This window comes from Streptomyces tatrensis (genome assembly GCF_049310065.1).
Lineage (GTDB): Bacteria > Actinomycetota > Actinomycetes > Streptomycetales > Streptomycetaceae > Streptomyces.
The window spans coordinates 148,990-170,732 of the sequence record NZ_JBMDLB010000008.1; the positions used below are offsets into that span (position 1 = coordinate 148,990).

General features: G+C 71.3%; 22 protein-coding genes. 10 read left to right on the plus strand and 12 right to left on the minus strand.

Translation table 11 applies throughout. The annotated features are described in order from the left end of the window. Window positions 1-329 precede the first annotated feature (329 nt). Window positions 330-1,694 carry an NADP-specific glutamate dehydrogenase gene (gene gdhA / locus ACODT5_RS15070; protein WP_422519784.1) on the minus strand — a complete coding sequence of 455 codons (1,365 nt, stop codon included), beginning with the start codon at window positions 1,692-1,694 and terminating at the stop codon, window positions 330-332. Between the two features lie 241 nt (window positions 1,695-1,935). Between gdhA and ACODT5_RS15075 the strand changes: the two genes are divergently transcribed. Continuing rightward, a complete protein-coding gene (locus ACODT5_RS15075; RefSeq protein WP_422519785.1) occupies window positions 1,936-2,421 on the plus strand; it encodes an anthrone oxygenase family protein in 486 nt (161 codons plus the stop codon). Window positions 2,422-2,485: 64 nt separating this feature from the next. On the opposite strand, the gene ACODT5_RS15080 is transcribed toward ACODT5_RS15075, so the two are convergent. Further along, window positions 2,486-3,013: an anthrone oxygenase family protein gene (locus ACODT5_RS15080; protein WP_422519786.1), complete on the minus strand. Its 528-nt coding sequence runs from the start codon at window positions 3,011-3,013 to the stop codon at window positions 2,486-2,488. A 178-nt stretch (window positions 3,014-3,191) separates the two neighbouring features. Here ACODT5_RS15080 and ACODT5_RS15085 point away from each other — a divergent pair, with 178 nt between their 5' ends. Further along, entirely contained in the window at window positions 3,192-3,677 is a 486-nt protein-coding gene (locus ACODT5_RS15085; RefSeq protein ID WP_422519787.1) for a GNAT family N-acetyltransferase, read from the plus strand. 10 nt (window positions 3,678-3,687) lie between these two features. Here the strand turns inward: ACODT5_RS15085 and ACODT5_RS15090 are convergent, their stop codons facing one another. The 3 genes from ACODT5_RS15090 to ACODT5_RS15100 form a co-directional block, all read right to left on the minus strand. Continuing rightward, on the minus strand, window positions 3,688-4,620 hold the full coding sequence (locus tag ACODT5_RS15090) for an AraC family transcriptional regulator (RefSeq protein WP_422519788.1): 933 nt from the start codon (window positions 4,618-4,620) through the stop codon (window positions 3,688-3,690). A 114-nt stretch (window positions 4,621-4,734) separates the two neighbouring features. After that, the gene (locus ACODT5_RS15095; RefSeq protein WP_422519789.1) at window positions 4,735-5,577 is read right to left on the minus strand and encodes an NmrA family NAD(P)-binding protein; all 843 of its coding nucleotides are present in this window, start codon (window positions 5,575-5,577) and stop codon (window positions 4,735-4,737) included. 98 nt (window positions 5,578-5,675) lie between these two features. After that, window positions 5,676-5,879, minus strand: a complete 204-nt coding sequence (locus ACODT5_RS15100; protein WP_422519790.1) for a DUF4287 domain-containing protein — start codon at window positions 5,877-5,879, stop codon at window positions 5,676-5,678. Between the two features lie 104 nt (window positions 5,880-5,983). Here ACODT5_RS15100 and ACODT5_RS15105 point away from each other — a divergent pair, with 104 nt between their 5' ends. The 3 genes from ACODT5_RS15105 to ACODT5_RS15115 all read left to right on the plus strand — a co-directional run bounded on the left by ACODT5_RS15105 (window position 5,984) and on the right by ACODT5_RS15115 (window position 7,929). Continuing rightward, window positions 5,984-6,883, plus strand: coding sequence for an alpha/beta fold hydrolase (locus tag ACODT5_RS15105; protein ID WP_422519791.1), 900 nt, complete (start codon window positions 5,984-5,986; stop codon window positions 6,881-6,883). Window positions 6,884-6,960: 77 nt separating this feature from the next. Next, window positions 6,961-7,206 (plus strand): hypothetical protein, encoded by a 246-nt coding sequence (locus ACODT5_RS15110; RefSeq protein WP_422519792.1) that lies wholly within the window; start codon window positions 6,961-6,963, stop codon window positions 7,204-7,206. 174 nt (window positions 7,207-7,380) lie between these two features. Then, window positions 7,381-7,929, plus strand: coding sequence for a flavoprotein (locus ACODT5_RS15115; RefSeq protein ID WP_422519793.1), 549 nt, complete (start codon window positions 7,381-7,383; stop codon window positions 7,927-7,929). A gap of 41 nt (window positions 7,930-7,970) precedes the next feature. Here ACODT5_RS15115 and ACODT5_RS15120 read toward each other — a convergent pair whose 3' ends face one another. The 5 genes from ACODT5_RS15120 to ACODT5_RS15140 form a co-directional block, all read right to left on the minus strand. After that, window positions 7,971-8,477: a DinB family protein gene (locus tag ACODT5_RS15120; RefSeq protein WP_422519794.1), complete on the minus strand. Its 507-nt coding sequence runs from the start codon at window positions 8,475-8,477 to the stop codon at window positions 7,971-7,973. 43 nt (window positions 8,478-8,520) lie between these two features. After that, complete coding sequence (sigJ, locus tag ACODT5_RS15125) at window positions 8,521-9,498, minus strand: RNA polymerase sigma factor SigJ (protein ID WP_422519795.1); 978 nt, start codon at window positions 9,496-9,498, stop codon at window positions 8,521-8,523. 6 nt (window positions 9,499-9,504) lie between these two features. Then, window positions 9,505-10,425: an NAD-dependent epimerase/dehydratase family protein gene (locus ACODT5_RS15130; RefSeq protein ID WP_422519796.1), complete on the minus strand. Its 921-nt coding sequence runs from the start codon at window positions 10,423-10,425 to the stop codon at window positions 9,505-9,507. A gap of 91 nt (window positions 10,426-10,516) precedes the next feature. After that, entirely contained in the window at window positions 10,517-11,686 is a 1,170-nt protein-coding gene (locus ACODT5_RS15135) for an epoxide hydrolase family protein (protein ID WP_422519797.1), read from the minus strand. A 444-nt stretch (window positions 11,687-12,130) separates the two neighbouring features. Further along, on the minus strand, window positions 12,131-12,886 hold the full coding sequence (locus ACODT5_RS15140) for a TetR/AcrR family transcriptional regulator (protein ID WP_422519798.1): 756 nt from the start codon (window positions 12,884-12,886) through the stop codon (window positions 12,131-12,133). Between the two features lie 114 nt (window positions 12,887-13,000). Here ACODT5_RS15140 and ACODT5_RS15145 point away from each other — a divergent pair, with 114 nt between their 5' ends. The 5 genes from ACODT5_RS15145 (at window position 13,001) to tpg (ending at window position 18,593) form a co-directional block, all read left to right on the plus strand. Then, entirely contained in the window at window positions 13,001-13,273 is a 273-nt protein-coding gene (locus ACODT5_RS15145) for a hypothetical protein (protein WP_422519799.1), read from the plus strand. Window positions 13,274-13,399: 126 nt separating this feature from the next. Next, window positions 13,400-14,671, plus strand: coding sequence for a ParA family protein (locus tag ACODT5_RS15150; protein WP_422519800.1), 1,272 nt, complete (start codon window positions 13,400-13,402; stop codon window positions 14,669-14,671). Beyond that, on the plus strand, window positions 14,668-15,567 hold the full coding sequence (locus tag ACODT5_RS15155; protein ID WP_422519801.1) for a ParB/RepB/Spo0J family partition protein: 900 nt from the start codon (window positions 14,668-14,670) through the stop codon (window positions 15,565-15,567). The genes ACODT5_RS15150 and ACODT5_RS15155 overlap by 4 nt, the downstream gene beginning before the upstream one ends. 125 nt (window positions 15,568-15,692) lie before the next feature. Continuing rightward, entirely contained in the window at window positions 15,693-18,029 is a 2,337-nt protein-coding gene (gene tap, locus ACODT5_RS15160) for a telomere-associated protein Tap (protein ID WP_422519802.1), read from the plus strand. 9 nt (window positions 18,030-18,038) lie between these two features. Beyond that, window positions 18,039-18,593, plus strand: a complete 555-nt coding sequence (gene tpg, locus ACODT5_RS15165; RefSeq protein WP_243336387.1) for a telomere-protecting terminal protein Tpg — start codon at window positions 18,039-18,041, stop codon at window positions 18,591-18,593. Window positions 18,594-18,726: 133 nt separating this feature from the next. Here the strand turns inward: tpg and ACODT5_RS15170 are convergent, their stop codons facing one another. Next, the gene (locus ACODT5_RS15170) at window positions 18,727-19,200 is read right to left on the minus strand and encodes a MarR family transcriptional regulator (protein ID WP_250744360.1); all 474 of its coding nucleotides are present in this window, start codon (window positions 19,198-19,200) and stop codon (window positions 18,727-18,729) included. Then, window positions 19,197-19,835 carry a helix-turn-helix domain-containing protein gene (locus ACODT5_RS15175; protein WP_239516702.1) on the minus strand — a complete coding sequence of 213 codons (639 nt, stop codon included), beginning with the start codon at window positions 19,833-19,835 and terminating at the stop codon, window positions 19,197-19,199. Before ACODT5_RS15175 ends, ACODT5_RS15170 begins: the two co-directional genes overlap by 4 nt. Window positions 19,836-21,743: the final 1,908 nt, after the last annotated feature.

The window sequence follows — 21,743 nt, forward strand, 5'->3', positions numbered from 1 at the left end:
CGACCCGCCCAGGCCAGCCCAGCCCGCCCAGCCCGACCCGCCCAGGCCAGCCCGACCCGCCCGGCCTGGCCCGGCCCACTCCGGCCGACGTCTGCCCACCCCAGCCCCGCCGGCGTTTGAGGCGCGGGGTCCGGGGCGGAGCCCCGGGAGCCCGGGCGCAGCCCGAGCTCCCAGCGGTCCGGGCGCAGCCCGGGGAACGGAGGAAGGGCGGGTAGGGGACACCCCCGCGCAGCGCCACCCCACCCCACCCCAGCCCGCTACCTCAGCGCATCAGCGCCACAGGCCAGACCGCCCAGGCCCGCAGAGCCACACCGCACCAGACCCGCAGCTCAGATCAACCCCTGCGCCAACATCGCGTCAGCGACCCGCTCGAACCCGGCAATGTTCGCCCCAGCCACATAATCCCCGGCGGAGCCATACCTCTCGGCGGTCGCGTAGGACACCGCGTGGATGTCCCGCATGATCCCCGCCAGCTCCGCCTCGACCCGCTCCGCGCTCCAAGCGACCCGCCCCGCGTTCTGCGCCATCTCCAGCGCGCTGACCGCCACCCCACCCGCGTTCGCCGCCTTGCCGGGCCCGAAGGACACCCCGGCCGCCTGCAGCAGGTGCACCGCCTCCGGCGTGGTCGGCATGTTCGCGCCCTCCGACACCGCCCTGACCCCGTTGGCGATCAGCGTCCGCGCGTCATCGGCGTTCAGCTCGTTCTGCGTGGCCGACGGGAAGGCCACTTCCCCGGCCACCTCCCACACCCGCCCGCCCGGCACGAACCGCGCCGACGGCCCGCGCCGCTGCGCGTACTCGCTCACGCGCCCGCGCTCGACCTCCTTGATCTGCTTCAGCAGCGCGAGGTCGATGCCCTTCTCGTCGACCACGTACCCCTGCGAGTCCGACGCGGTCAGCGGGTTCGCCCCCAGCTGCTGCAGCTTCTCGATCGTGTAGATCGCGACGTTGCCCGAACCGGAGACGACGGCCGTCAGCCCATCCAGCGACAGCCCCTTGACCGCCAGCATCTCGGCGGCGAACAGCACGCTGCCGTAGCCCGTGGCCTCCGGGCGGATCAGCGAGCCGCCCCAGCCCTGGCCCTTGCCGGTCAGGACGCCGGCCTCCCAGCGGTTGGTGATGCGCCGGTACTGGCCGAACAGATAGCCGATCTCACGCCCGCCGACACCGATGTCACCCGCCGGAACGTCCGTGTGCTCACCGATGTGCCGGTACAGCTCGGTCATGAAGGACTGGCAGAACCGCATCACCTCAGCCGCCGACCGCCCGCGCGGGTCGAAGTCGCTGCCGCCCTTGCCGCCGCCGATGCCGAGCCCGGTCAGCGCGTTCTTGAAGACCTGCTCGAAGCCGAGGAACTTCACCACGCCGATGTCGACGGACGGGTGAAAGCGCAGGCCGCCCTTGTACGGGCCGAGCGCGCTGTTGAATTCGACGCGGTAGCCACGGTTGACGTGGACGCGACCACGGTCGTCCTGCCACGGCACCCGGAAGATGATCTGCCGCTCCGGCTCGGTGAGCCGCTCCAGCAGGGCCACGCCCGGTTCCGCGTACTCGGGACGTGCCGCGAACACGGGGGCCAGGGTGTCCAGGACCTCCCGTACGGCCTGGTGGAACTCGGGCTGGGCGGGGTTGCGGCGCTCGATGTCGGCGCGCAGCGCGTCCAGCCGGCCCTGCGGGTCCTTGGGGTCCGTCACGGTCTGTCCTCCAGGTCTCTGCGCCGGGACCGGCTCCGAGATGCGGCTCGAAGCTCCGGACCAGACTTCCGCATCGCGGAATCAATTATCCGAAAATAGTCCAAGCCGGAGGATACCCCGCCCGCCGACCACGACCACGAGCCTTTTCCGGCCTGCTCGGCTCGGCCCCTACTCCACCGTGGACCACTCGGCTCCCACTCCACCATGGACAGAACCAGGAGGAAGGACATAGACAAGCCGTATGGACATCGCACGGGTCGCCGCCCTGGTCGCCGCGACGCTCACCACGGGCCTGATGGCCGGCCTCTTCTTCGCCTTCGACGTCTCGGTGATGCCGGCCCTCAAGCGCTCCGACGACCGGACCCTCATCTCCGTCATGCAGCGCGTGAACACCTCCATCATCAATGGCTGGTTCATGCTGGCCTTCCTGGGTGCGCTCCTCTTCACCGGCCTCGCCCTGGCCCTCCACCTGCCCGCCGGCGAGCACGCGCCGCTCCCCGCGCTGACGGGAGCCCTCGTCCTGTACGTGCTCGCCGTCGCGGTCACCGGCCGGGTGAACATCCCGCTCAACAACGCCCTGGAGGCGGCCGGACCCGCCGAGCGCATCGCCGATCCGGCCGCCGTGCGCACGGCGTTCGAAACGAAGTGGGTACCCGCCAACCGCTGGCGTACCGCCCTGTGCACGGCCGCCCTGGCCTGCCAGTCCTGGGCCCTCCTGGCGGCCTAAGGTCTGTCGTCAAACTCCCGTCTGCCTCGCCCTTCGGGCGACGACGGGAGTGTGACGACAGGCCCTAGACCCGCGCCGCCGTCCCTGTCGCCCGCCCGTACAGTACGAGCGCCCGCGCCAGGGCGGTCAGCGCCGCCGCGCAGAGCAGGGTGCGCACGATGTTCGCCGTCTCCCAGGTGCCCTTGAACTTCTCGACGACCGAGAAGTCGGTCAGCTTCGCGGCGTCACCCAAGTCGGCGAGCTCGTTGTTGAGCGGGATGTTGACCGCGAAGGTGACGACGAGCACGACGAGGTACGCCGCCGCGGCCACCGCTGCCCACAGGGCGACCGCGCGGCGTCCGGCACGCGCCTCGACGAACGCCGCGGCGAAGGCGGCGAGCAGCGCGACGACGAAGACCGTCCCGAAGAGCGGGTTGCCGTCGATGACGGCGTTGAAGCTCTGCATCGCCGTGACGTACGTGCGGTCGTCGGTCTTCGCCAGGCCCGGCATCACCGAGACGTCGAAGGCGAAGAACAACCCCGCCATCAGGCCGACCAGTACGGTCGGCAGGACGAGCAGTGCGGTGGAGAGTCTGGTGCCGTTGGATCCCATCAGCTGTGCCCCCGTAGGTCCGAAACCCGAAACCCGAAACGCGGGAGGCTCCCACCGCCCCCCGACGGCTGTCGATCGTGCCATCACCGCCGCCGTCCGGCCAGTGAATCCTCAGCGCCGCCCAGCCCGGGACCCTGCCCGCGCCCGCCCGCATGTATTGCACACGTAAGCTGCGCGGATGAGCACCTCCACCAAGTCCCTCCACCTCGCCCCGGTCACCCCCGACAACATCGCCGCCGTCAGCGCGCTGTCGGTCCGCCCCGACCAGGAGCACCTCGTCTCCACGGTCGCGAAGTCACTGGCGGAGGCCGAGGCCCACGGAGAGACCGCCTGGCCCAGGGCGATCGTCGACGGCGACGAGGTGGTCGGCTTCGCGATGGCCTTCATCGACATCGCGTGGAACCCGGCCGAGGACCCCACCGACATCCGCTCCGGCCTCTGGCGCCTGAACATATCGGCCGCCCACCAGTCCAAGGGCTACGGCCGCTTCGCGGTCACGGCGGTCCTCGACGAACTCCGCCGCAGGGGCACCACCCACGCCTACGTCACCTGGCACCCGGGCGCCGGCACCCCCGAACCGTTCTACCTCTCCCTCGGCTTCCGCCCGACGGGCGAACAGAGCGACGGCGAAACGGTGGCCGTCCTGAATCTCCGGACCCCCTGACTCCACCGCCCTACCCCGCGGCCGCCGCACCCACCACCGCGCCCGCCCCCGCCCGGTACTCCCGCGGGCTGACGCCCCGTACCCGCTTGAAGGCCGTCGAGAGGGCGAATGCCGAGCTGTAGCCGACCCGGTGGGCGGCCGAAGCGAGCGTCATCGACGGGTCGCGCAGCAGGTCCGCCGCCAAGGCCAGGCGCCAGCCCGTCAGATGGGCCATCGGGGGTTCGCCGACCAGCTCGGTGAAGCGGCGGGCCAACGCGGCCCGCGAGACGCCGACTTTGCGGGCCAGCGACTCCACGGTCCAGCCGTACGCCGGGTTCTCGTGCAGCAGCCGCAGCGCCGGACCGGTGACCGGGTCGTTCTCGGCGCCGCCCCGCTCGGCGAGCCAGCCGCGTACGACGCCGATCAGCAGCAGGTCCAGCAACCGGTTCAGCACGAGCTCCTGGGCCGGCTCCGTACGGGAGATCTCGACGCCCAGCAGCCCGACCAGCGTGGGGTCCACCGGGCCGACCAGTACGCGCGGAAGCGCGGTGAGCAGCCGGCTGCCGATCTCGCCGGGGTCCTGGTAGGTGCCGCTCAGCAGCACCGCCGAGCCTTCCGCCGCGCCCCAGGTCCGTACCCCCAGGGCCATGGAGTCGGACACGTCCTCCCCGCCGTCCACCCTGCTGCACCGCTGATCCGGACCCACCCTGATCTGCGGGGGCGTGTCCTGGGCATCGGCGAGGGTGTACGGACCGGGCCCCCGCACCAGGGCCGCCTCACCCGGCGCGATGAGCACCGGCTCGCCCCCGTCCGGCAGCAGCCACGCCGATCCGTGCACCATCGTCATCACCGACAGCGGGGCCCGGTCCTCGATCCGGACCGACCAGGGCGGGTTGAACACGCACTTGATGAGGAAGGCCGATTGGGCCTTGGGGCCTTCGAGCAGAGCCGTCAGCGTATCCATCGGCCCATTCTCCCCACCCCGTCCCCACCCGCCCACTCCCCACCCGCCCACTCCCCGGCCGCGCACCCCCGAACCGCGCACTGCCGAACCGCGCGCTCCCGAACCGCCCATCGCCTACACGTCCCAGACCCCGCGGGCCGCCGCCTCCCGCGCGAAGTCCGCGAAGTCCCGCGGCTTGCGCCCCAGCACTTCCTCGACCCCGTGCACCAGGTGCGCGTTGCGCCCGTCCGTGATCAGGGTGAAAAGCTCCACGAACTCCTCCGGCAGCCCGTTCTCCCGCAGCACCTCCAGGTAGGCCTCGGTCGAGACGGGGACGTACGTGATCTCGCGCCCGGTCGCCTTCGACAGCTCGGCCGCGACATCGGAGAAGCTGAGCAGCCGCGGGCCGGAGAGCTCGTAGGTGCGGCCGATGTGCCGGTCGTCGGTCAGCGCGGCCACCACCACGTCGGCGATGTCCTCGGTGTCGACGAACGGCTCGACGGCGTCGCCCGTCGGCAGGGCGATCTCGCCGGCGAGCACCGGCTCCAGGAAGAAGCTCTCGTCGAAGTTCTGGTTGAACCAGGCCGCGCGCACCACGGTCCAGTCGACCCCGGACTCCTTCAGCGCCTCCTCGCTGCGCTGCGCCGCCTCCTCGCCGCGCCCCGAGAGCAGCACCAGCCGGCGTGCCCCGGCGGCCACCGCCTGCCGGGCGAAGGCACCGACGTGCTCGGCGGCGCCGGGGAATCCGAGGTCGGGGTAGTACGTGACGTACACCCGGTCCACGCCTTCCAGGGCCGGTCCCCAGCTCTCGGGCTCGTTCCAGTCGAAGGCCGGCTCACCGGAGCGCGACCCGACGCGGACCGGGCGGCCCAGGGCGGTGAGCTTCTCGGCCACGCGCCGGCCCGTCTTGCCCGTGCCGCCGATGACCAGCGTGCGGAGGTTGGTGTCGTTCTGCGTCTGCTGCGTCGTCTTCGTCATGAGAACCAGTCAACTCCCCCGGCCTGAGACGCGACATCGCCGAGAAGCTCAACCGCATACGCCTGCGTCCACGCCCATCCCCGGGGCGGCTGCTCCCCCTACCGCCCGTCGAGCGTGTGCTTCACGAGCGCGTTGGCGTGCCCGTGCCCGAGCCCGTGCTCGCTCTTGAGCCAGGCGACGAGCTCCATGTGCTTGGTCAGCGGCGAGGAGCGGATGAGCTCCTGCCACTGCGCGATCGGACGGCCGTACTTCTTCTCGATGGAGGGGAAGTAGCTGGCGGGGCCCTTCACCGGCTCGGTCATGACGGTCCTCTTCCTCGCGTTCCTGCGGTCGGCGTACGAGAGGTAGACCCGGACCTCCGCGAAAACTCATCGGTCCCACCGAGAAAATGCCGGATGATCTTCGCATGATGTGGACCGAGCGCACCGTTACCCGAGCGGGCGTCCGCCTGACCTGCCGTGACTGGAACTCCCACCCTCCCTCCTCCGCGCCCCCCGTCGTCCTCCTCCACGGCCTCGCGGGCCACGCGGGCGAATGGGACGCCGCCGCCGCGCACCTGGCCCCGCACCACCACGTGGTGGCGGTGGACCAGCGCGGTCACGGAGCCAGCGAGCGCCGCCCCGCGGACGTCTCCCGCGCCGCGTACGTGGCGGACGTGCGGGCCGTCTGCGAACAGCTCGGCCTGCACCGCCCGGTGCTGGTGGGCCAGTCGCTCGGCGGCCACACCGCGATGCTCACCGCCGCCGCCCACCCGGACCTCGTACGGGGCCTCGTGCTGGTCGATGCCGGCGCCGCCCGCTCGGACCCGGGCACCCCGGACGAGATCGGCGGCTGGCTGGACTCCTGGCCGCTCCCGTTCCCCACCCTCGCCGAGGCGCGCACCTTCCTCACCGGTCAGGGGCTGAACGGCGAGGCCTGGGCAGCGGGCCTGGAGCAGCGCGCGGACGGCTGGTACCCGCGCTTCGAGCGCTCGGTCATGGTCGCGGCCATCACCGAGAACAGCACCCGCGACTGGTGGCCGCAGTGGCGCGCGGTCCGGTGCCCCACCCTGCTGATCATCGGGGAGAAGGGCATCGTCCCGCCCGAGGAGTCCATCCGGATGCTCGACTCGGCGTACTCGGCGTACTCGGCGTACTCGGCGTACTCGGCGGGCTCGGCCGACCCGTTCACCGTGACGACCGCGGTCTCCGTCCCGGGCTCCGGCCACGACGTCCACCTGGACCGGCCCGCCGTCGTGCACTCCCTGCTGTCGGCGTTCCTCACGGAACTGCCCACGGAGCCCCGGACCGAGTCCCGGACCGAGTAACGGACCGAGTCCCGGACCGGGTTCCGGCAACCGGGTGGCCCCAGTGACCCCCGTACGACCGGGTCGTTCACCAGGACATGATCAAGCGCATCGTCACCACGGCCCTCATCGCCGGTACCGCGGCCCTCGCCGTCGCCGCCCCCGCCATGGCCGCCGAGCCGCCGCTCGCCGACGCCGTCACCAGCACCGTCGGAGACGTCCAGAACACCCAGGACCTCGCGGGCCTGGTACCCGGCCAGGCCGGCGACGACCTGACCGACTTCTCGGGCGCGTACGCCGCGTTCACCGCGGGGAGCGCACAGCAGACCGTCTCCAACCGCTGACCCCCACGATCCCCCGGGCCCTCGGCCCCAGGCTCCAGGCCCCCGGACCGAAGCCGGTTCCGGGGGTTCGTCACGTCCGGCGCCCCGCTACGACCGCTACGACCGCCACGGCCACTGCGCCGCCGTCGGCAACCTCGTTCACATGCAGGTCGAGCAATATGATCGTATTGCGGCATGACCACGACGAAGACCCTCTACCTGCTGTGCTCCGCCGCCCCGCCCGTCTTCGACGTGGCCCGTGTCGTCGAGGACGCCCAGTCCCGCGGCTGGGACGTCTGCCTCGGCCTCACTCCCACCGCCGCCCACTGGCTGTCCGGCAGCCTCGACGGTCTCGCCGCGCTCACCGGTCACCCCGTCCGCTGGCAGTACAAGTTCCCCGGCGAGCCCGACGTATGGCCGGCGGCCGACGCCCTGCTCTTCGCCCCGGCCACGTTCAACTCCGTCAACGCCTGGGCCCTCGGCCTGACCGACCGGTTCGTCGTCGGGGTCGCCGCCGAGGCCATCGGCAAGGGCACCCCCGTCGTCACCATGCCCTGCGCGAACGCCGCCCTCGCAGCCCACCCGCAGTTCGACCAGTCCCTGGCCGTCCTGCGCGGCGCCGGCGTCTCGGTCCTCCTCGGCGAGGGCGGATTCACCCCCGGCCCGGCGGGCCCGGACGCCCCCGCGCACTTCCCCTGGGACACGGCCCTGGCCGAGGTGGACCGCGCCACGGCATCGGCCTAGGGCCACCGGGAGACGGGCTAACCTCCGCCCCCGGGGCGCCGCTACTCCCCCGTGGTCCCGTCGATCGCCTCGCGCAGCAGGTCCGCGTGCCCGTTGTGCCGGGCGTACTCCTCGATCATGTGGGCCAGCACGTAGTGCAGGGAGTAGGCCTGCCCCTCGTAGGAGCCGGTCACGTCCAGGGACTCGGCCGCGTCCACGATCGCCCGCGAGCGCGCACAGGTGTCCTCCCAGATCTTGAACGACCCGGCGACATCGGCGTCGTCCACGTGGAACTCGGCCCACTCACCGGCCTCGTTCTTCCCGAAGTACCCGCGCACGTCCTCGCCGCCCACGACGTTGCGGAACCACCCGCGCTCGACCTCCGCGAGGTGCCGTACCAGCCCGAGCAGGCTCAGCCCCGACGGAGCCACCGCCCTGCGCCGCAGCTGCTCGTCCGACAGCCCTGCGCACTTCATCATCAGGGTGTCCCGCTGCCACTGGAGAACGCTGGTCAAGGTGGCCCGTTCGTCGCCCACCAGCACGGGCGGGGTCCGCTGTTCGTCGATCATCGAATGATGATCACAGCCCCGGGGCGACCCCGGCACGCCGGTTTCACATCCCGGACCCGGCGGCCCCGACCGCTCCCGCTCCCCCTCCCCATCGCGCCAACCCCGCCACCTTCTCCGGGTTCACCTGCAACCGCAGGTTCACGACCCGGCCGTCCACCGCGTCCAGGTCGTAGGTCAACGCCGCACACGCGGCTCCCCCGTACACGAACACCACCGACTCCTCCCCGTTGACCCGCGCGGACTCCAGGGTCACCGCCCGCAGCGAGGGCTTGGCCAGCATCCCCAGCAGCCAGCGCGCCACATGGTCCGGCCCGTGCAGCGGCCGCCGGGCCGCCGTCACCTTGCCGCCGCCGTCCGACCAGGCCGTCACGTCGGGGGCGAGCAGCTCCATCACCGCGTTCAGGTCCCCGCCCGCGCACGCCGCCAGGAACCGCCGGGTCACCTCGCCGCGCTGCTCCGGCTCGGTGGCGAACCGCGGCCGCCGGGCCCGTACGTGGGCCCGTGCCCGGTGCCCGGTCTGCCGTACGGTCGCCTCCGCCCGGTCCAGCACCCCCGCAACCTCCGCGTACGAGTACCCGAACACCTCCCGCAGCACGAACACGGCGCGCTCCAGCGGGCTCAGGGTCTCCAGGACCACCAGCATCGCGGTCGACACCGCCTCGGCCGTCTCCGCCTCCTCCGCGCCATCGGGCACGCCCGGCAGGGTCCCGGCCGGCAGGGTCGCGGTCAGCAGCGGCTCGGGCAGCCACGGCCCGACGTAGGTCTCACGGGCGGCGCGGGCGGAGGTGAGCCGGTTCAACGACAGATTGGTGACCGTGCGCACCAGGTAGGCCCGCGGGTTGAGGACCGCCGACCGGTCCGCGCGGTCCCAGCTCAGCCACGCGTCCTGGAGGACGTCCTCGGCGTCGACGACGCTGCCGAGCATCCGGTAGGCGACGTCGAACAGCAGCCGGCGATGGGCGGTGAAGGGACCGAGCGCATCGGCGGAGGCGGTACCCGGAGGGTGATCGGCAGTGCTCACGAACGATCATGCTGCCGCCGCCCCTGCGGCTCCCGCAAGCGCACCCGCCCCGGCCGCGCTGCTCGCGTACGTCGGAGCCCAGCCCAGCTCACGCCCGGCCTTGGCGTTGGACAGCCGCAGATCCGTTCCCATGATGGTGTGCGCGAGCGGGGCCGGCTTCAGCACCCACAGCGGTACGGTCATCGGCGCGGGCGCCCCGAACGCCGCGGCCACCGCCCGCATGTGCGCGTCCCACCCCAGCGGCTCGTCGTCGGCGATGTTGTACGCCTGCCCGGGCCGACCCGACTCCACTCCGGCGACCACCGCGTTCGCCGCGTCCCCCACGTCGACCCAGCTCAGCGCCCGCCCCTTGGCCGCCACCACGGGCAGGGCCCGCTTGCGCAGCATCGGCAGCACGTGAACATCGGTGATGCCGGCCCCGTAGAACAGCCCGAAGCGCAGGCTCACCCCCTCGATCCCGTCCGCGGTGAAGGCCAGCTCCTCCTTGGTCCGCATCGCGCCCACGTGCCGCTCCAGCCAGACGTTCGTGCCCCGCGGACCGAAGCCGTCGTCCTCGCCGAGCACGGCCCCGCCGTGGTCCCCGTACCCGTAGCCGAACATCATCGACTCCACGACGAACCGCCGCGCCCCGGTCTCCCGCGCGGCGGCCAGCAGGTTGATGGTGCCCCCGGTGCGCAGCGCGTTCGTCCCCGCCATGTCCTGGTGCCGGGCCATGGTCTTGCCCGACAGCGCCGTGGCCGCGTGCACGACCACGTCGAAGCCGAGCCCGTCCACGGCGCGCAGCAGGCCCTCACGGTCGAGCAGGTCGGCCCGTACGTCCATCCCGGCGCCCCGGCCGAGACCGGCGACCTCGTGCCCGGCCGCGCGCAGGGCCCGTACGGCCCGCTGCCCCAGAACCCCGCTCGCACCCGCCAGCAGAACCTTCATGGCCGTCTCCCTCGTCGCTCGCTCTTCGCTCTGTCATCCATAGGACAGACGGGAGCCCCGGAACGTGACACGACCCGAAGAACGACCTGGGTCACAGGGAGCGGAAGAAGGCCCGGACATCCCCCACCAGCAGCTCCGGCACCTCCATCGCGGGAAAGTGCCCGCCCTTCTCGTACGAGGTCCAGCGCACGATGCGGTCGGTCCGCGCGGCGATGTGCCGCAGCGGCACGAAGTTGTCCCGGGGGAAGTCGGCGAGCGCGGTCGGGGTGCTCGACACCTCGGGCGCCGTGCCCTGGTAGTCGGCGTGGGCCCGCTCGTAGTAGATGCGGGCGGCGGAGCCCACGGTCCCGGTCAGCCAGTACAGCGTCACGTTGGTCAGCATCTGATCGCGATCCACGGGGCAGCGCGGGTCCGCCCACTCCGTGAACTTCTCGCCGATCCAGGCGAGCAGCCCGACCGGTGAGTCGTTCAGCCCGTACGCGAGCGTCTGCGGCCGGGTCGCCTGGATGTCGGCGTAGCCCTGCCGCTCGCGCGCCCAGACCCGGTACCGCTCCCAGGAGGCGAGCGTGCGCTCCCGCTCGGCCGGGCTCAGCGCGGCCAGTTCCTCCGGCCGGGGCTCGGCGGTGGCCCCGCCGCCCGGGAGCAGGTTCAGGTGCACCCCGCGCACGTTCCCGGGCCGGAGCCGCCCCAGCTCCCGCGAGACGGCGGCGCCCCAGTCGCCGCCCTGGACCCCGTACTCCTCGTACCCGAGCCTCTCCATCAGCACTCCGAAGGCCCGCGCGACCCGCTTGAACTCCCACCCCCGCTCGGTGGTGGCCCCGGACAGGGCGAAGCCGGGAATGTGCGGCAGCACCAGATGGAAGGCATCACCCGGATCCCCGCCGTGCGCGCGCGGATCCGTCAGGGGACCGGCGACCTTCTGGAACTCCACGAACGACCCCGGCCAGCCGTGGGTCATGAGCAGCGGCGTCGCGTCCGGCTCGGGCGACCGCAGGTGTGCGAAGTGCACCCGCGCCCCGTCGATGACGGTGGTGTACTGCGGCCATTCGTTCAACCGCGCCTCGGCGGCCCGCCAGTCGTAGCCGGTGCGCCAGTACTCCGCGAGCTCACGGAGCTCCCCGAGCGGCATCCCGTACGCCCGTCCCGCCCCCGGCAGCTCATCGGGCCACCGAGCCAGCTCCAGCCGCCGCCGCAGATCGTCCAACTCCGCCTGCTCCACGTCCAGCCGGAACGGCTCCGCCCACTGCTCCACATCACCCAATGCCCTCACACCTTCCACCCACTGCCGACCACACCGTTAACGCCGTTAACCCCCACCCCACGACCAAGCCCCGACCCCCTCCACCGTTAACGCCGTTAACGCCCCGCCCCACCACCACCCCCGGACCCTCAGGCGTTAACGCCGTTAATACCTCCGCCTCCGCCCCCACCACCGAGACCGAGCCGCACGCCCCCACACCGTTAACGCCGTTAATGCCCCGCCCCAGGACCAAGCCCTGCACTCCTCAGGCGTTAACGCCGTTAATGCCCTCCCCCGCAGCCGCAGCCGCGGAGACCCAGCCCCCTTCAGCGTTAACGCCGTTAATGCCCCGCGCCCCCCACACCACCGACGCCCGCACCCCTGCCGGCGTTAACGCCGTTAAGACCGCGCGCCGCCCACGCCGGCGTCCGCACTCCACGACCAAGGCGTTAACGCCGTTAATGCCTAAGCCCGCTCACCACCACCCACCCGCTCCGCCACCAGCAGCCCGAGCCCGTCGAGGATCCGCTCCAACCCGAAGTCCAGCGCCTGGTCCTGCCCCCCGGCCTCCGCCACGGAGGCCAGCGCGGCCCCGAGCGCCGGGTACCTCTCCCCGTGCACCCGCATCACCTCCCCGAGCACCGACGTCAGCTGCGCGTCCGGCCCCTCCCCCACGGCCCCGCCCGCCATCGCACGCTCCTGCTCCGCGATCCCGCGTACGTGCCCCGACACCAGCACCACCGCGTCGATCGCCTCGGCCCCCGTCAGCCCGCACCCGTCGAGCGCGGCGAGTGCCCGCTCCATCCACCCCACCTCGACCGGCCCCATCACCCGCGCCCCGACCGTCGCCTCCAACAGCCACGGATGCGCCCGGAATCCGGCCAGCAGCTCCCGCGCCCACACCGCGAGCCCCTCACGCCAGCCCTCCCCCGCCGGACGGCCGTCCAGCACCGAGGGGTCCGGCATCGCGGCCTCCACCATCAGCGAGACCAGCTCCGCCTTGCCCGGCACGTACCGGTACAACGCCATCTTCGTGACGGCCAGCCGCCCGGCCACTCCCTGCATCGATACGCCGGCCAGCCCCTCGGCGTCCGCGAGGACGACCCCCGCGCCGGCGATCCCCTCCAGCGTTAGCCCTCGCTTGGGCCCGCGCGCGGGCTTCACCGGCGGCCCCCAGAGCAGCCGAACGGCCGCACCCCACTGCTCGTCCGCGTCCGCCATGAGATCCCCTCACACTCCACCCGCCATTAAACTGCGTCTACCGTACACGTTAACGGCGTTAATGCCGCGCCCGCCGTTAACGCCCCTCCCCCACCCACCGCGTTAACGCCGTTAATGATCCACTTCCGTAAAAAAGTACTGGCCTCGGTCGACGTCCACGGCCTATCGACCATGCTCGTCGCCGCGTTCTCCGACATCCAGGCGACCTCGCACGTACGCACCGGCCGCGCGGACCTGCACGCCCGGGTCATCGACCTGTGGAAGTTCGTGCTCCCGGGGATCGTGCCCGCGGAGCGCATCTCCCGCTTCGACCCGGCCGGCTCCCCCGAGTGCCGGTCCGAACTGGGCCTGCCGGCCCCGGACTCCGCTCCGGCCACGACCGCCTGACGACGCGTCCAGAGCGGCACCCCGTCCCCGCCCGGACGGCGATTCCCAGCCGATCCACACCACTTCGTTAGCAAAACTCAAGCGTGGCGCCCACAAACACCCTTGGACGTTAGTAAAGTCCCTCACATGACTTCACCCTCGTCACCGAGCGACCGTGAGAAGGTCGTCTCCAAACTCCCTCCGTGGCTGCGCCAGGAGCTCAAGATCCGCACCGCCCAGTTGCGGGTGGACATCCAGGACGCCGTCCACCAGGGCATCGCCCACTGGAGCGCGCTCGCCTCCTCCCCCTCCCCCGTCGACACCTCCGGCGCCGAGTCCTTCTCCACCTGGCTGCCCGCCGGCCAGTGGGAGTCCTTCCGCACCGACTCCAAGCACCGCGGCGTCTCCCTCATCCAAGGGCTCGCCCAAGCCGTCTCCCTCTGGCTGGAGATGAACCCGGCCCCCACCGTGAAGCGGCCCTCGGTCGTCCGCCGCATCGTGGTGTGCAACCAGAAGGGCGGCGTCGGCAAGACCGCCATCACCGCCGGCACCGCCGAAGCCCTCGCCGAGGACCCCGACAGCCTCCACCCGGTCCGCGTGGCCCGCCAACTGGCCCGGCAATCGGCCGTGGAGGATGGCGACGAGACGGGCCAGGAGGCCACCGCGTCCGCCCCGCCCGTCGACCTGGAAGACCTGCCCGGCCTCGGGATGCGCGTCCTGCTCGTCGACTTCGACCCCCAGGGCCACCTCACCAAGCAGCTCGGCCGGCAGCCGCTGCCCATCGGCGGCGACAGCCTCACCTGCCACATGGCGGGCGAGGCCAAGGGCCCCCTCGCCGACCTGATCGTCCCCATCCCGGACGAGCGCTTCGGCAACCGCCTCCACATCCTCCCGGCGTGCACGGACGCGTTCCTGCTCGACGTCCGCCTCTCCACGGTCCGCGCCCGCGAGGCCGCGCTCGAACGGGCCCTCGCCCCCGTCGAGGCCGACTACGACGTCATCCTCATCGACTGCCCGCCGAGCCTCGGCCTCAGCATGGACGCCGCCATCTACTACGGCCGACGCCGTGACGCCGAACAGCCCGGAGCCTCCGGCGCGCTGATCGTGGTCCAGGCGGAGGACTCCTCGGCGGACGCCTACGACCTCCTGACCTCCCAGATCAACGACCTCCGCGACGACCTCAGCCTCGACATCGACTACCTCGGTCTCGTCGTCAACCTCTACGACGGCCGACGCGGCTACATCGCGACCTCCTCCCTCCAGGCCTGGATGGACATAAAGGATCCGCGCGTGGTGGCGATCGTCCCCGACCTCAAGGAACAGCGCGAAGCGGTCCGCGTGAAGCAGCCCCTGTTCGTCTACGCACCGAAGGGCGAGCAGGCGGTCGCGCTGCGCGCCCTCGCAAGGGAGATCTCATGAGCAAGGCCGACAAACTCGGAGTCTCGAGCTCCTTCGCCCGCGCCCAGCCCGTAGGCGTCAGTTCCCGCCGTGCGGCCATTGCCGAAGCCACCGGCGCCCCCACCTCCGGCGTGGTCCCGCCCTCAGAGGTGCCGATCGAGGCCCTCGCCCACAACCCCTTCAACCTCCGCGAGGACCTCACCGAAATCCACGAGCTGGCCGTGTCCCTGACGACCCGGGGGCAGCTGCAGCCCCTGGCGGTCGCCACCCGCATGGCCTTCATGGAGGCGCACCCCGGCAACACCGACGGCCTGGGCCGCGCCCCGTACGTGGTCATCGACGGCAACCGCCGCCTGGCGGCGGCCCAGCGCGCCGGCCTTCGCACCATGCAGATCCACGTCAACGACTCCCTCGCCTCCTCGGCGGCGGACATCCTGGAGTCGGCGCTCATCGCCAACGTCCACCGCGTCGACGTCGCGCCCATGGACCAGGCCCGCGCCCTGCAGCAGCTCGTGGAGGTCCACGGCTCCCAGGCCCAGGTCGCCAAGCGCCTCGGCAAGACCCCGGCCTGGGTCTCCCAGCGCCTGACCCTCTTGAACCTCACCCCGGAGCTCCAGGACAAGGTGGAGACCGGCGAACTGAAGGTGGAACCGGCCCGCCGCATCGGCCGCCTCCCCCAGGAGGACCAGGCCTCCGCGGCAGACGAAGCCGTTAACGCCGTTAACCCCCCACGCCAACGCACCCGCCCGACCCCACCCCCCGAGCCTTCCTCCTCCCCCTCCCCTTCCCCCTCTCCCTCGCCCCGCCGCATCACCATCGCGGCGGACTCCCCGGAGACGATCGCGGACGCCCTCACCGCCCACCTCACCCCGGACGACCTGAAGGCAGTGACGGAACTCCTCCTGACCCGCATCTGACCCGGACCAACCCAGACCCCGCCCGACACGAAGGGGGCGTTGGCCCGGTCGGACCACCACGCCCCCACGTGTGTTTCACGTGCGTTCCATGGTGCGGTTCGCATAAGCTGCGACTGGAGGTGCCCATGCCCAACGCGCACGAAAACGAACAGACCACGCTCTTCGCCGCGGTCGATGCCCTTTTGGAAGAGGCCGCGGCACAGGACGCCCTCCCCCACCCGGACGAGCGCAAGCGCCTCCGCGAGGCCGCGGGCCTGAGCCAGGACCAGATCGCCCAGGCCCTGGCTGTCCGCCGCGAAACGGTCACCTCCTGGGAAACCGGCCGCACGGCCCCCCGCCCTCCCAAGCGCGCCGCCTACGCGCGCCTCCTCAACGGCCTGGCAGACCTCCACGGCATTAACGCCGTTAACACCCCACAGCCCTCAGCAGGGCAGGTTGCGGCAGAGCAGCTTGCCGCACCGGAGGTTGCCGCACCGCAGGCTGCGACCCCTGCCCCCGCCACCCCCCAGCCCGCCGGGCCGACCCCCAACGCCCCCGCACCCATTAACGCCGTTAACGCCACCCCCCACGCCGGGAACGCCGGCCCCGAGGCCGCACCCCCGCAACCGGGGCCTGGGGCGGAGCCCCAGTCTCGGGAAGGGGCGGGTAGGGGAACAGCCCCGCAGGGCCCCACCGCACCCCCCACCCACCAGCACCCCGCACCCCCCACCCCCCAGCCGGCAACGGCAACGGCAACGGCCACCCCCCGCACGGGTGCAACCAGGACCCCCCCACCCCTCCCGGAGGGCAACGGCCCCCTGGCCGTACTGGACGGCACAGGAAAGGCCCACGCCGCCGGAGGCGCGGTCCTCACACCCCCCGCCACCCTCCCCGCCCTCATCGAGTGGGCCCTCACCCCCGCCGCGAACCTCCGCTCCCCCCGCCTCCACCGCAACGGCAAGGACGGCGACCCCCTCCTCGTCCTCACCCCCGCCGCCACCGAGGCACTCGGACTCCCCCTGGTCCTCGAAGACCGCCGCGGCCTGCGCCTCCCCGACGACCACCCGGTCATCAAGCAGCTCACCAAAGCGAAATGGCAGCTGACCCGCCGCGGCTTCGGCCCCTGGCCCCGCATCTACCGCCCCGCCACCCCCACCACCGGCCGCCAGTGCGTCCAGCTCGCGATCCTCCCCTGGGGCGCCCTGGACCCCCGCGCCTGGGGCGAGGAAACCTCCCACCTCCCCGCACCGGAACTCGCCGAGCTGCTCACCTCGTACGCGACCCGCGTCCTCACCCCCCGCGGCTCCACCGCCGTCTCGGGCCTGGAGCTGATGACGGCGCTGCGCCCGCCCACCCGCGCCGCACGCGACGAGTCCACCAACACCTGGGTCTCCGCCCCGGTCCCCGGCTCCCTCACCCGCCCCGTCGACCCCGCTCCCCCGGAGGCCCCCGACGAGCACCCGGTCGTCGCGGCCCTCTACCCGCGCTCCCACCAGCGCACCCCGGACCAGGTCCTCGACGAAGAGGCGTACGACTGGATCCGCGACGCCCAGCTCCTCACCGACGCCGAGTGCACCCGCACCCACGCCGTCGGCATCGACGTGAACATGGCCTTCGCCGCGGCCGCCAACCGCCTCCTCGTCGGCACCGGCCCCGCGGTCCACACCGACGGCCCCCGCTTCGACCCGAAGCTCCCCGGCTCCTGGCTGGTGGACCTCTCCGCCCAGGCCGCCGCCATGGACCCCCGCCTCCCCAGCCCCTTCACCCCGCACGGACGTCCGCCCACCGGCCCCGCCTGGTACGCCACTCCGACCCTCGCCTACGCCCAGGAGCTCGGCCTCACCGTCCAGCCCACGGAGGCGTGGCTCCGCCCGGAACACGGCCCGTACCTCGACGCCTGGTACACTCGCCTGCGCGACGCCTACATGGCGACGATGGCCGAGCTGGGCGTCGACACGTCCCTCACGGACTCCGCCTTCCTCGAGGCGATGGCGGAGTACAAGACCAACCCCGCCCACTCCCTCCCCCAGACCGCTGTCCTCTCCGCGATCAAGTCCACCGTCAAGGGCGGCATCGGCAAGCTCCGCGAGCGCCCGCAGGGCGCCGGCTACCGTCCCGGCGAGAGCTGGCCCGCCCTCGAACGCCCCACCTGGCGCCCCGACATCCGCGCCGCCGTCATCTCCACGGCCCGCGTGAACATGCACCGCAAGATGCAGAAGCTCGCAACAGCAGCAGACCTCTACCCCATCGCAGTGCTCTCCGACTGCGCGGTCTACCTCTCCGACGGCCCCAGCCCCCTCGACTTCCTCCCCCGCACCCCCGAGGGCAAGCCCCTGCCCGGCGGCTTCCGCCTCGGCGTCAGCCCCGGCATGGTCAAGCACGAGGGCACCCAACCCCTCCTCTGGGCCGTTCAGCTCCTCGACGAACGCCACAACCCCGCCCGCCACATCAAGGGCCACGACGCCGCGGCCGACGGAGAGTAAGAGCCACCCATGTCCGAGATCAGCGACAGCCTCGACCGCGCCGACGAACAGAACTTCACCCGCCCCATCCCCAAGTCGGCGGGCGCCCAGATCCGCTACCTCGTCAAACAGCTCAAATCAACGAAGGCCGTGGCGGACCTCCTCGCCATCTCCCGGCGCACCGTCGAGCGCTACGTGAAGGACCAGATCAAGCAGCCCAAGCCGGCGCTCTCCGCCCGCCTGGAGCGCGAGGTGCGCCGCCGCTGGCAGCCCCTCGTCCGCAAGCGCGCCCGCGCCAAGGCCGCGAAGCAGACCGGCCTGGTCATCGAGACCCGCGCCCGCTTCGGCTTCAGCGCCGCCCCCGGCACGACCGACGACGGCCGGATGCGCCGCATCACCCAGCACCTCCCCCCGGAGTACGCCTCCCGCCTCTTCACCGCCCATGAGGCAGGAGCCACCGAAGCCCAGCTCCGCGGCATCACCGCCGAAGGGCTCCAGGAGATCTACTTCAAGGACCACGGCGCCCGCGCCCAGGGCCTCCTCGTCGAGTTCACCGACATCGACTACGTAGAGCTCAACTTCTAAGAAGCCAACAAACAAGACCGCGAACCCCCACGCGCCCCCCTGAGCCCCTCAGAAACCACAAAGGGCCCCGGAGTACTCCGGGGCCCCCACAAGCCCCTGAGCACCCCTCAGAAGCCCTGCAAAACACACTCACTCAGCCAACCGCGTGCAGCGCCCTACGCCGCTTCGATTCGGCCGCCTTCTTGGCGACGGCCTGAGCCGCCCGCTTCTTGCGCTGCTCGGCGAGCTGGTCCTGATACGCCGCCACCGCCCGGTGGTAGCTGGCCACATAGCCCCGCGCGTCCAGCCGCTCCTCCGCGTCCATCTCGTTCACGGCCGCGACCGCGTCCTCGAACGAGGTGTACCCGGCGAGCATCGGGTTGATCTGGTAGACCCCGTTGCGGATCTTCCTGACCAACTTCGCCAGCTCCAGGCTCCGCAGCGCGGCGTTCACGCTCGGCCGGCTCAGGTCCAACATCCCGCCGACCGTCGCCTGGTCGATGAGGATCCGCCCGCCCGGCTCACTGAGCGAACGCAGCTTCAGCAGTACCCGGTACGCCGCCGGCGGCAGGTCGAGGTCGGAGAGCAGCCCGTCGGCGTTGACCGCAGCGAATCGCAAGGTGCTCACTGAGCCGTCCCTTCTCCCGTGCGCTTCGTCCGGCTCACCCGACGCGCAGCGCGTTCTCTTGCCCGTTCGGCCCGCAGTTCCGCGATGGCCTGCCTCATGTGGTCCAGCGAGGGGAAGCGCACCAAGTCCGGCAGGCTCGTATCGCTACGAATCTGCGAAATGGTCCCGTGCTGCTCCACCTTCACGAACTCACCCGTCATCTCGGTACCCGGGATGAACTCCGCTACCCGGTAACTGTAGGGCGGGTTGAACTGATACACACCCCGCCGCACCTTGAAGACGATCCCATGAGACATCACCGTGTGCAGAGCTTCCGACGTCTTCGTCCGGCTGACATCCAGGATGGTAGCCATCTCCTCCTGGGTAAGTGGAATCCGCCCCCCCGCCCGCTGGCAGGCGATGAGCAGCAGGATCAGCCGCAGGGGCAGCGCTTCACGGAAGTACTGGGCGATCACGAGGAAGAACTCGAGGCTGTCCATCGAGAACGCATTCGGCTGATTCTCGGTCCCGTAGAACTCCAGCGGCTTTCGCTCGCCGTCCAAGGTCAGCTTCCGCGTCGGGTACCGCTTCGCGAGGCTGTCCAGATCCTTGACCGGAGCCAGCGGCTGACTCCACGCAGAGATCGCGTCGTCCACCGGCAGATCGGGACGCGGAGTCCCTACCGGATTGCCCCGGCGGCGCTGTGGCTCTGATGACACGAGGCTGCTCTCCACTCCGTTGATCTGCGGAGATCAGTATGTCAACAAGGGTGACACAAGTGTCACGCTCGTTGACGTTCGGCGTGTCTTGTGTCCCCTCACAGGTGACATATCTCAGCCACACCGTTCCCGGACCCCTCTCCCGACCCTCCCCCACCAACCCCACCCGCCCCGCCACCAGTTAGCCGGCAGATCTCCCCCCATACGTCAGCCCCCCTGACGTTTTAGCGCATTTTACGTCAGTACCAATGACATTTTGCAGTCGTTGTGTCCCCCTAGCAGGGACACAACCCCCGAGATATGTCCCTCCTGAGGGGACATATCTTTTCCCCCGCACCCCATCTGACCTGCGACGGAGCATCTCCGTACCTTCTATAGGCCGGTGGTCGCTCCCGCCCAAGCTCTGAACGCCGTCGAAACCAGCACGCAAGACCCAACCAAGGCCCAAAAAACAGCCCCCACCCACACCCCCGCACCCAGACCGGAACCCCCCGCTCCTCAGCCACAACCCCGCAGAATCTGACTGATTCCCGTCTCTATCCACCCAACATTTTGAATCAACCCCCACACCAAACCCTTAACGCCGTTAACACCCCAACCCCACACCCCCGTTAACGCCGTTAAGACCCACGCCCAAACCCCCAGCTCAAAAACCCGCCAGACCAACCCACAACACCCAACCCCTCAAAAACCAACCTTCACCACTGCGAAGCCCCTATCCCACCCCAACCCACACGCCCAAACCCCCAAGAAACTTGGGTGGCTGGTTCAAACCCATGCCCATCTCCTCCGTGCAAGGGCTCTCCCCAAAGGAGAAGCTCCGACCCTGGAAGCGCACTGGCCGAACGCAGCCAGGCCACCTCAACAGCCCCTCTGTACCTGGTAGCCAAGCTTGGTCCTGAAGCCGAAGCCGTAGGGACCCAGCACGGGTATTCATTGGGCCCGCGGGGCGGCCTCGTCCTGGGTGCAGCGAAGCGGAGCCCAGGACAGTCCTGAGCGCAACGCAGGACTCCGGCCCGAAGCGCCGGCCATAGCTCGGAACTACAGGATCGTTGGGGCCGCGAAGCGGCCCCTGCCCTGGTCGAGTACAGCGGAGCCAGCCTAGGTCCGGGAGCCGGAGCGAAGGACCCTCTGTGGCTCGGAGCCAAGCGGAGAGTTGGGCCCTGAGGGCCCCGGCCGAACGCAGCGAGGCCGTTCGGTCCTGAGCGCGCAGCGCTCAGGTACCCGGTCCGAAGGACCGCGCCCTGGTCCGCGAAGCGGACTAGCCGAGCGTAGCGAGGCGGTTTCAGTACCCAAGCGCGCAGCGCTTGGGTACTGGCTCCGAAGGAGCGGGCCTTGGCCCGCGAAGCGGGCTTGCTGAGCACAGCAAGACGGTTTCAATCCCAAGCGCTGAGCGCTCAGGTACCCCCTCCGAAGGAGCGCGCCCTGGTCCGCGAAGCGGCCCCCTCAAGCACAGCGAGGGGCTTCAGTCCCAAGCGCGCAGCGCTTGGGTACCCCTGGGTTCCGAAGGAACCCAGGCCCCGGAGCGAAGCGCAGGGGCCCTCCCCTGAAAGGGGAGCTCTCTGCCGCGAAGCGGCCCGGCTGAGCGCAGCGAGGCCGTTCCCACCCCAGGCGCGCAGCGCCTGGGTACCCGCTCCGTAGGAGCGGGCGTTGGCTCGCAAAGCGAGCCCCCCGAGCGCAGCGAGGGGGTTTCAGTCCCAAGCGCGCAGCGCTTGGGTACCTGCTCCGAAGGAGCAGGCCTTGGTCCGCGAAGCGGACCCCGCCGAGCGCAGCGAGGCGGTTCAGTCCCAGGCGCGCAGCGCCTGGGGTACCTGGTCCGAAGGACCAGGCTCTAGTCCGCGAAGC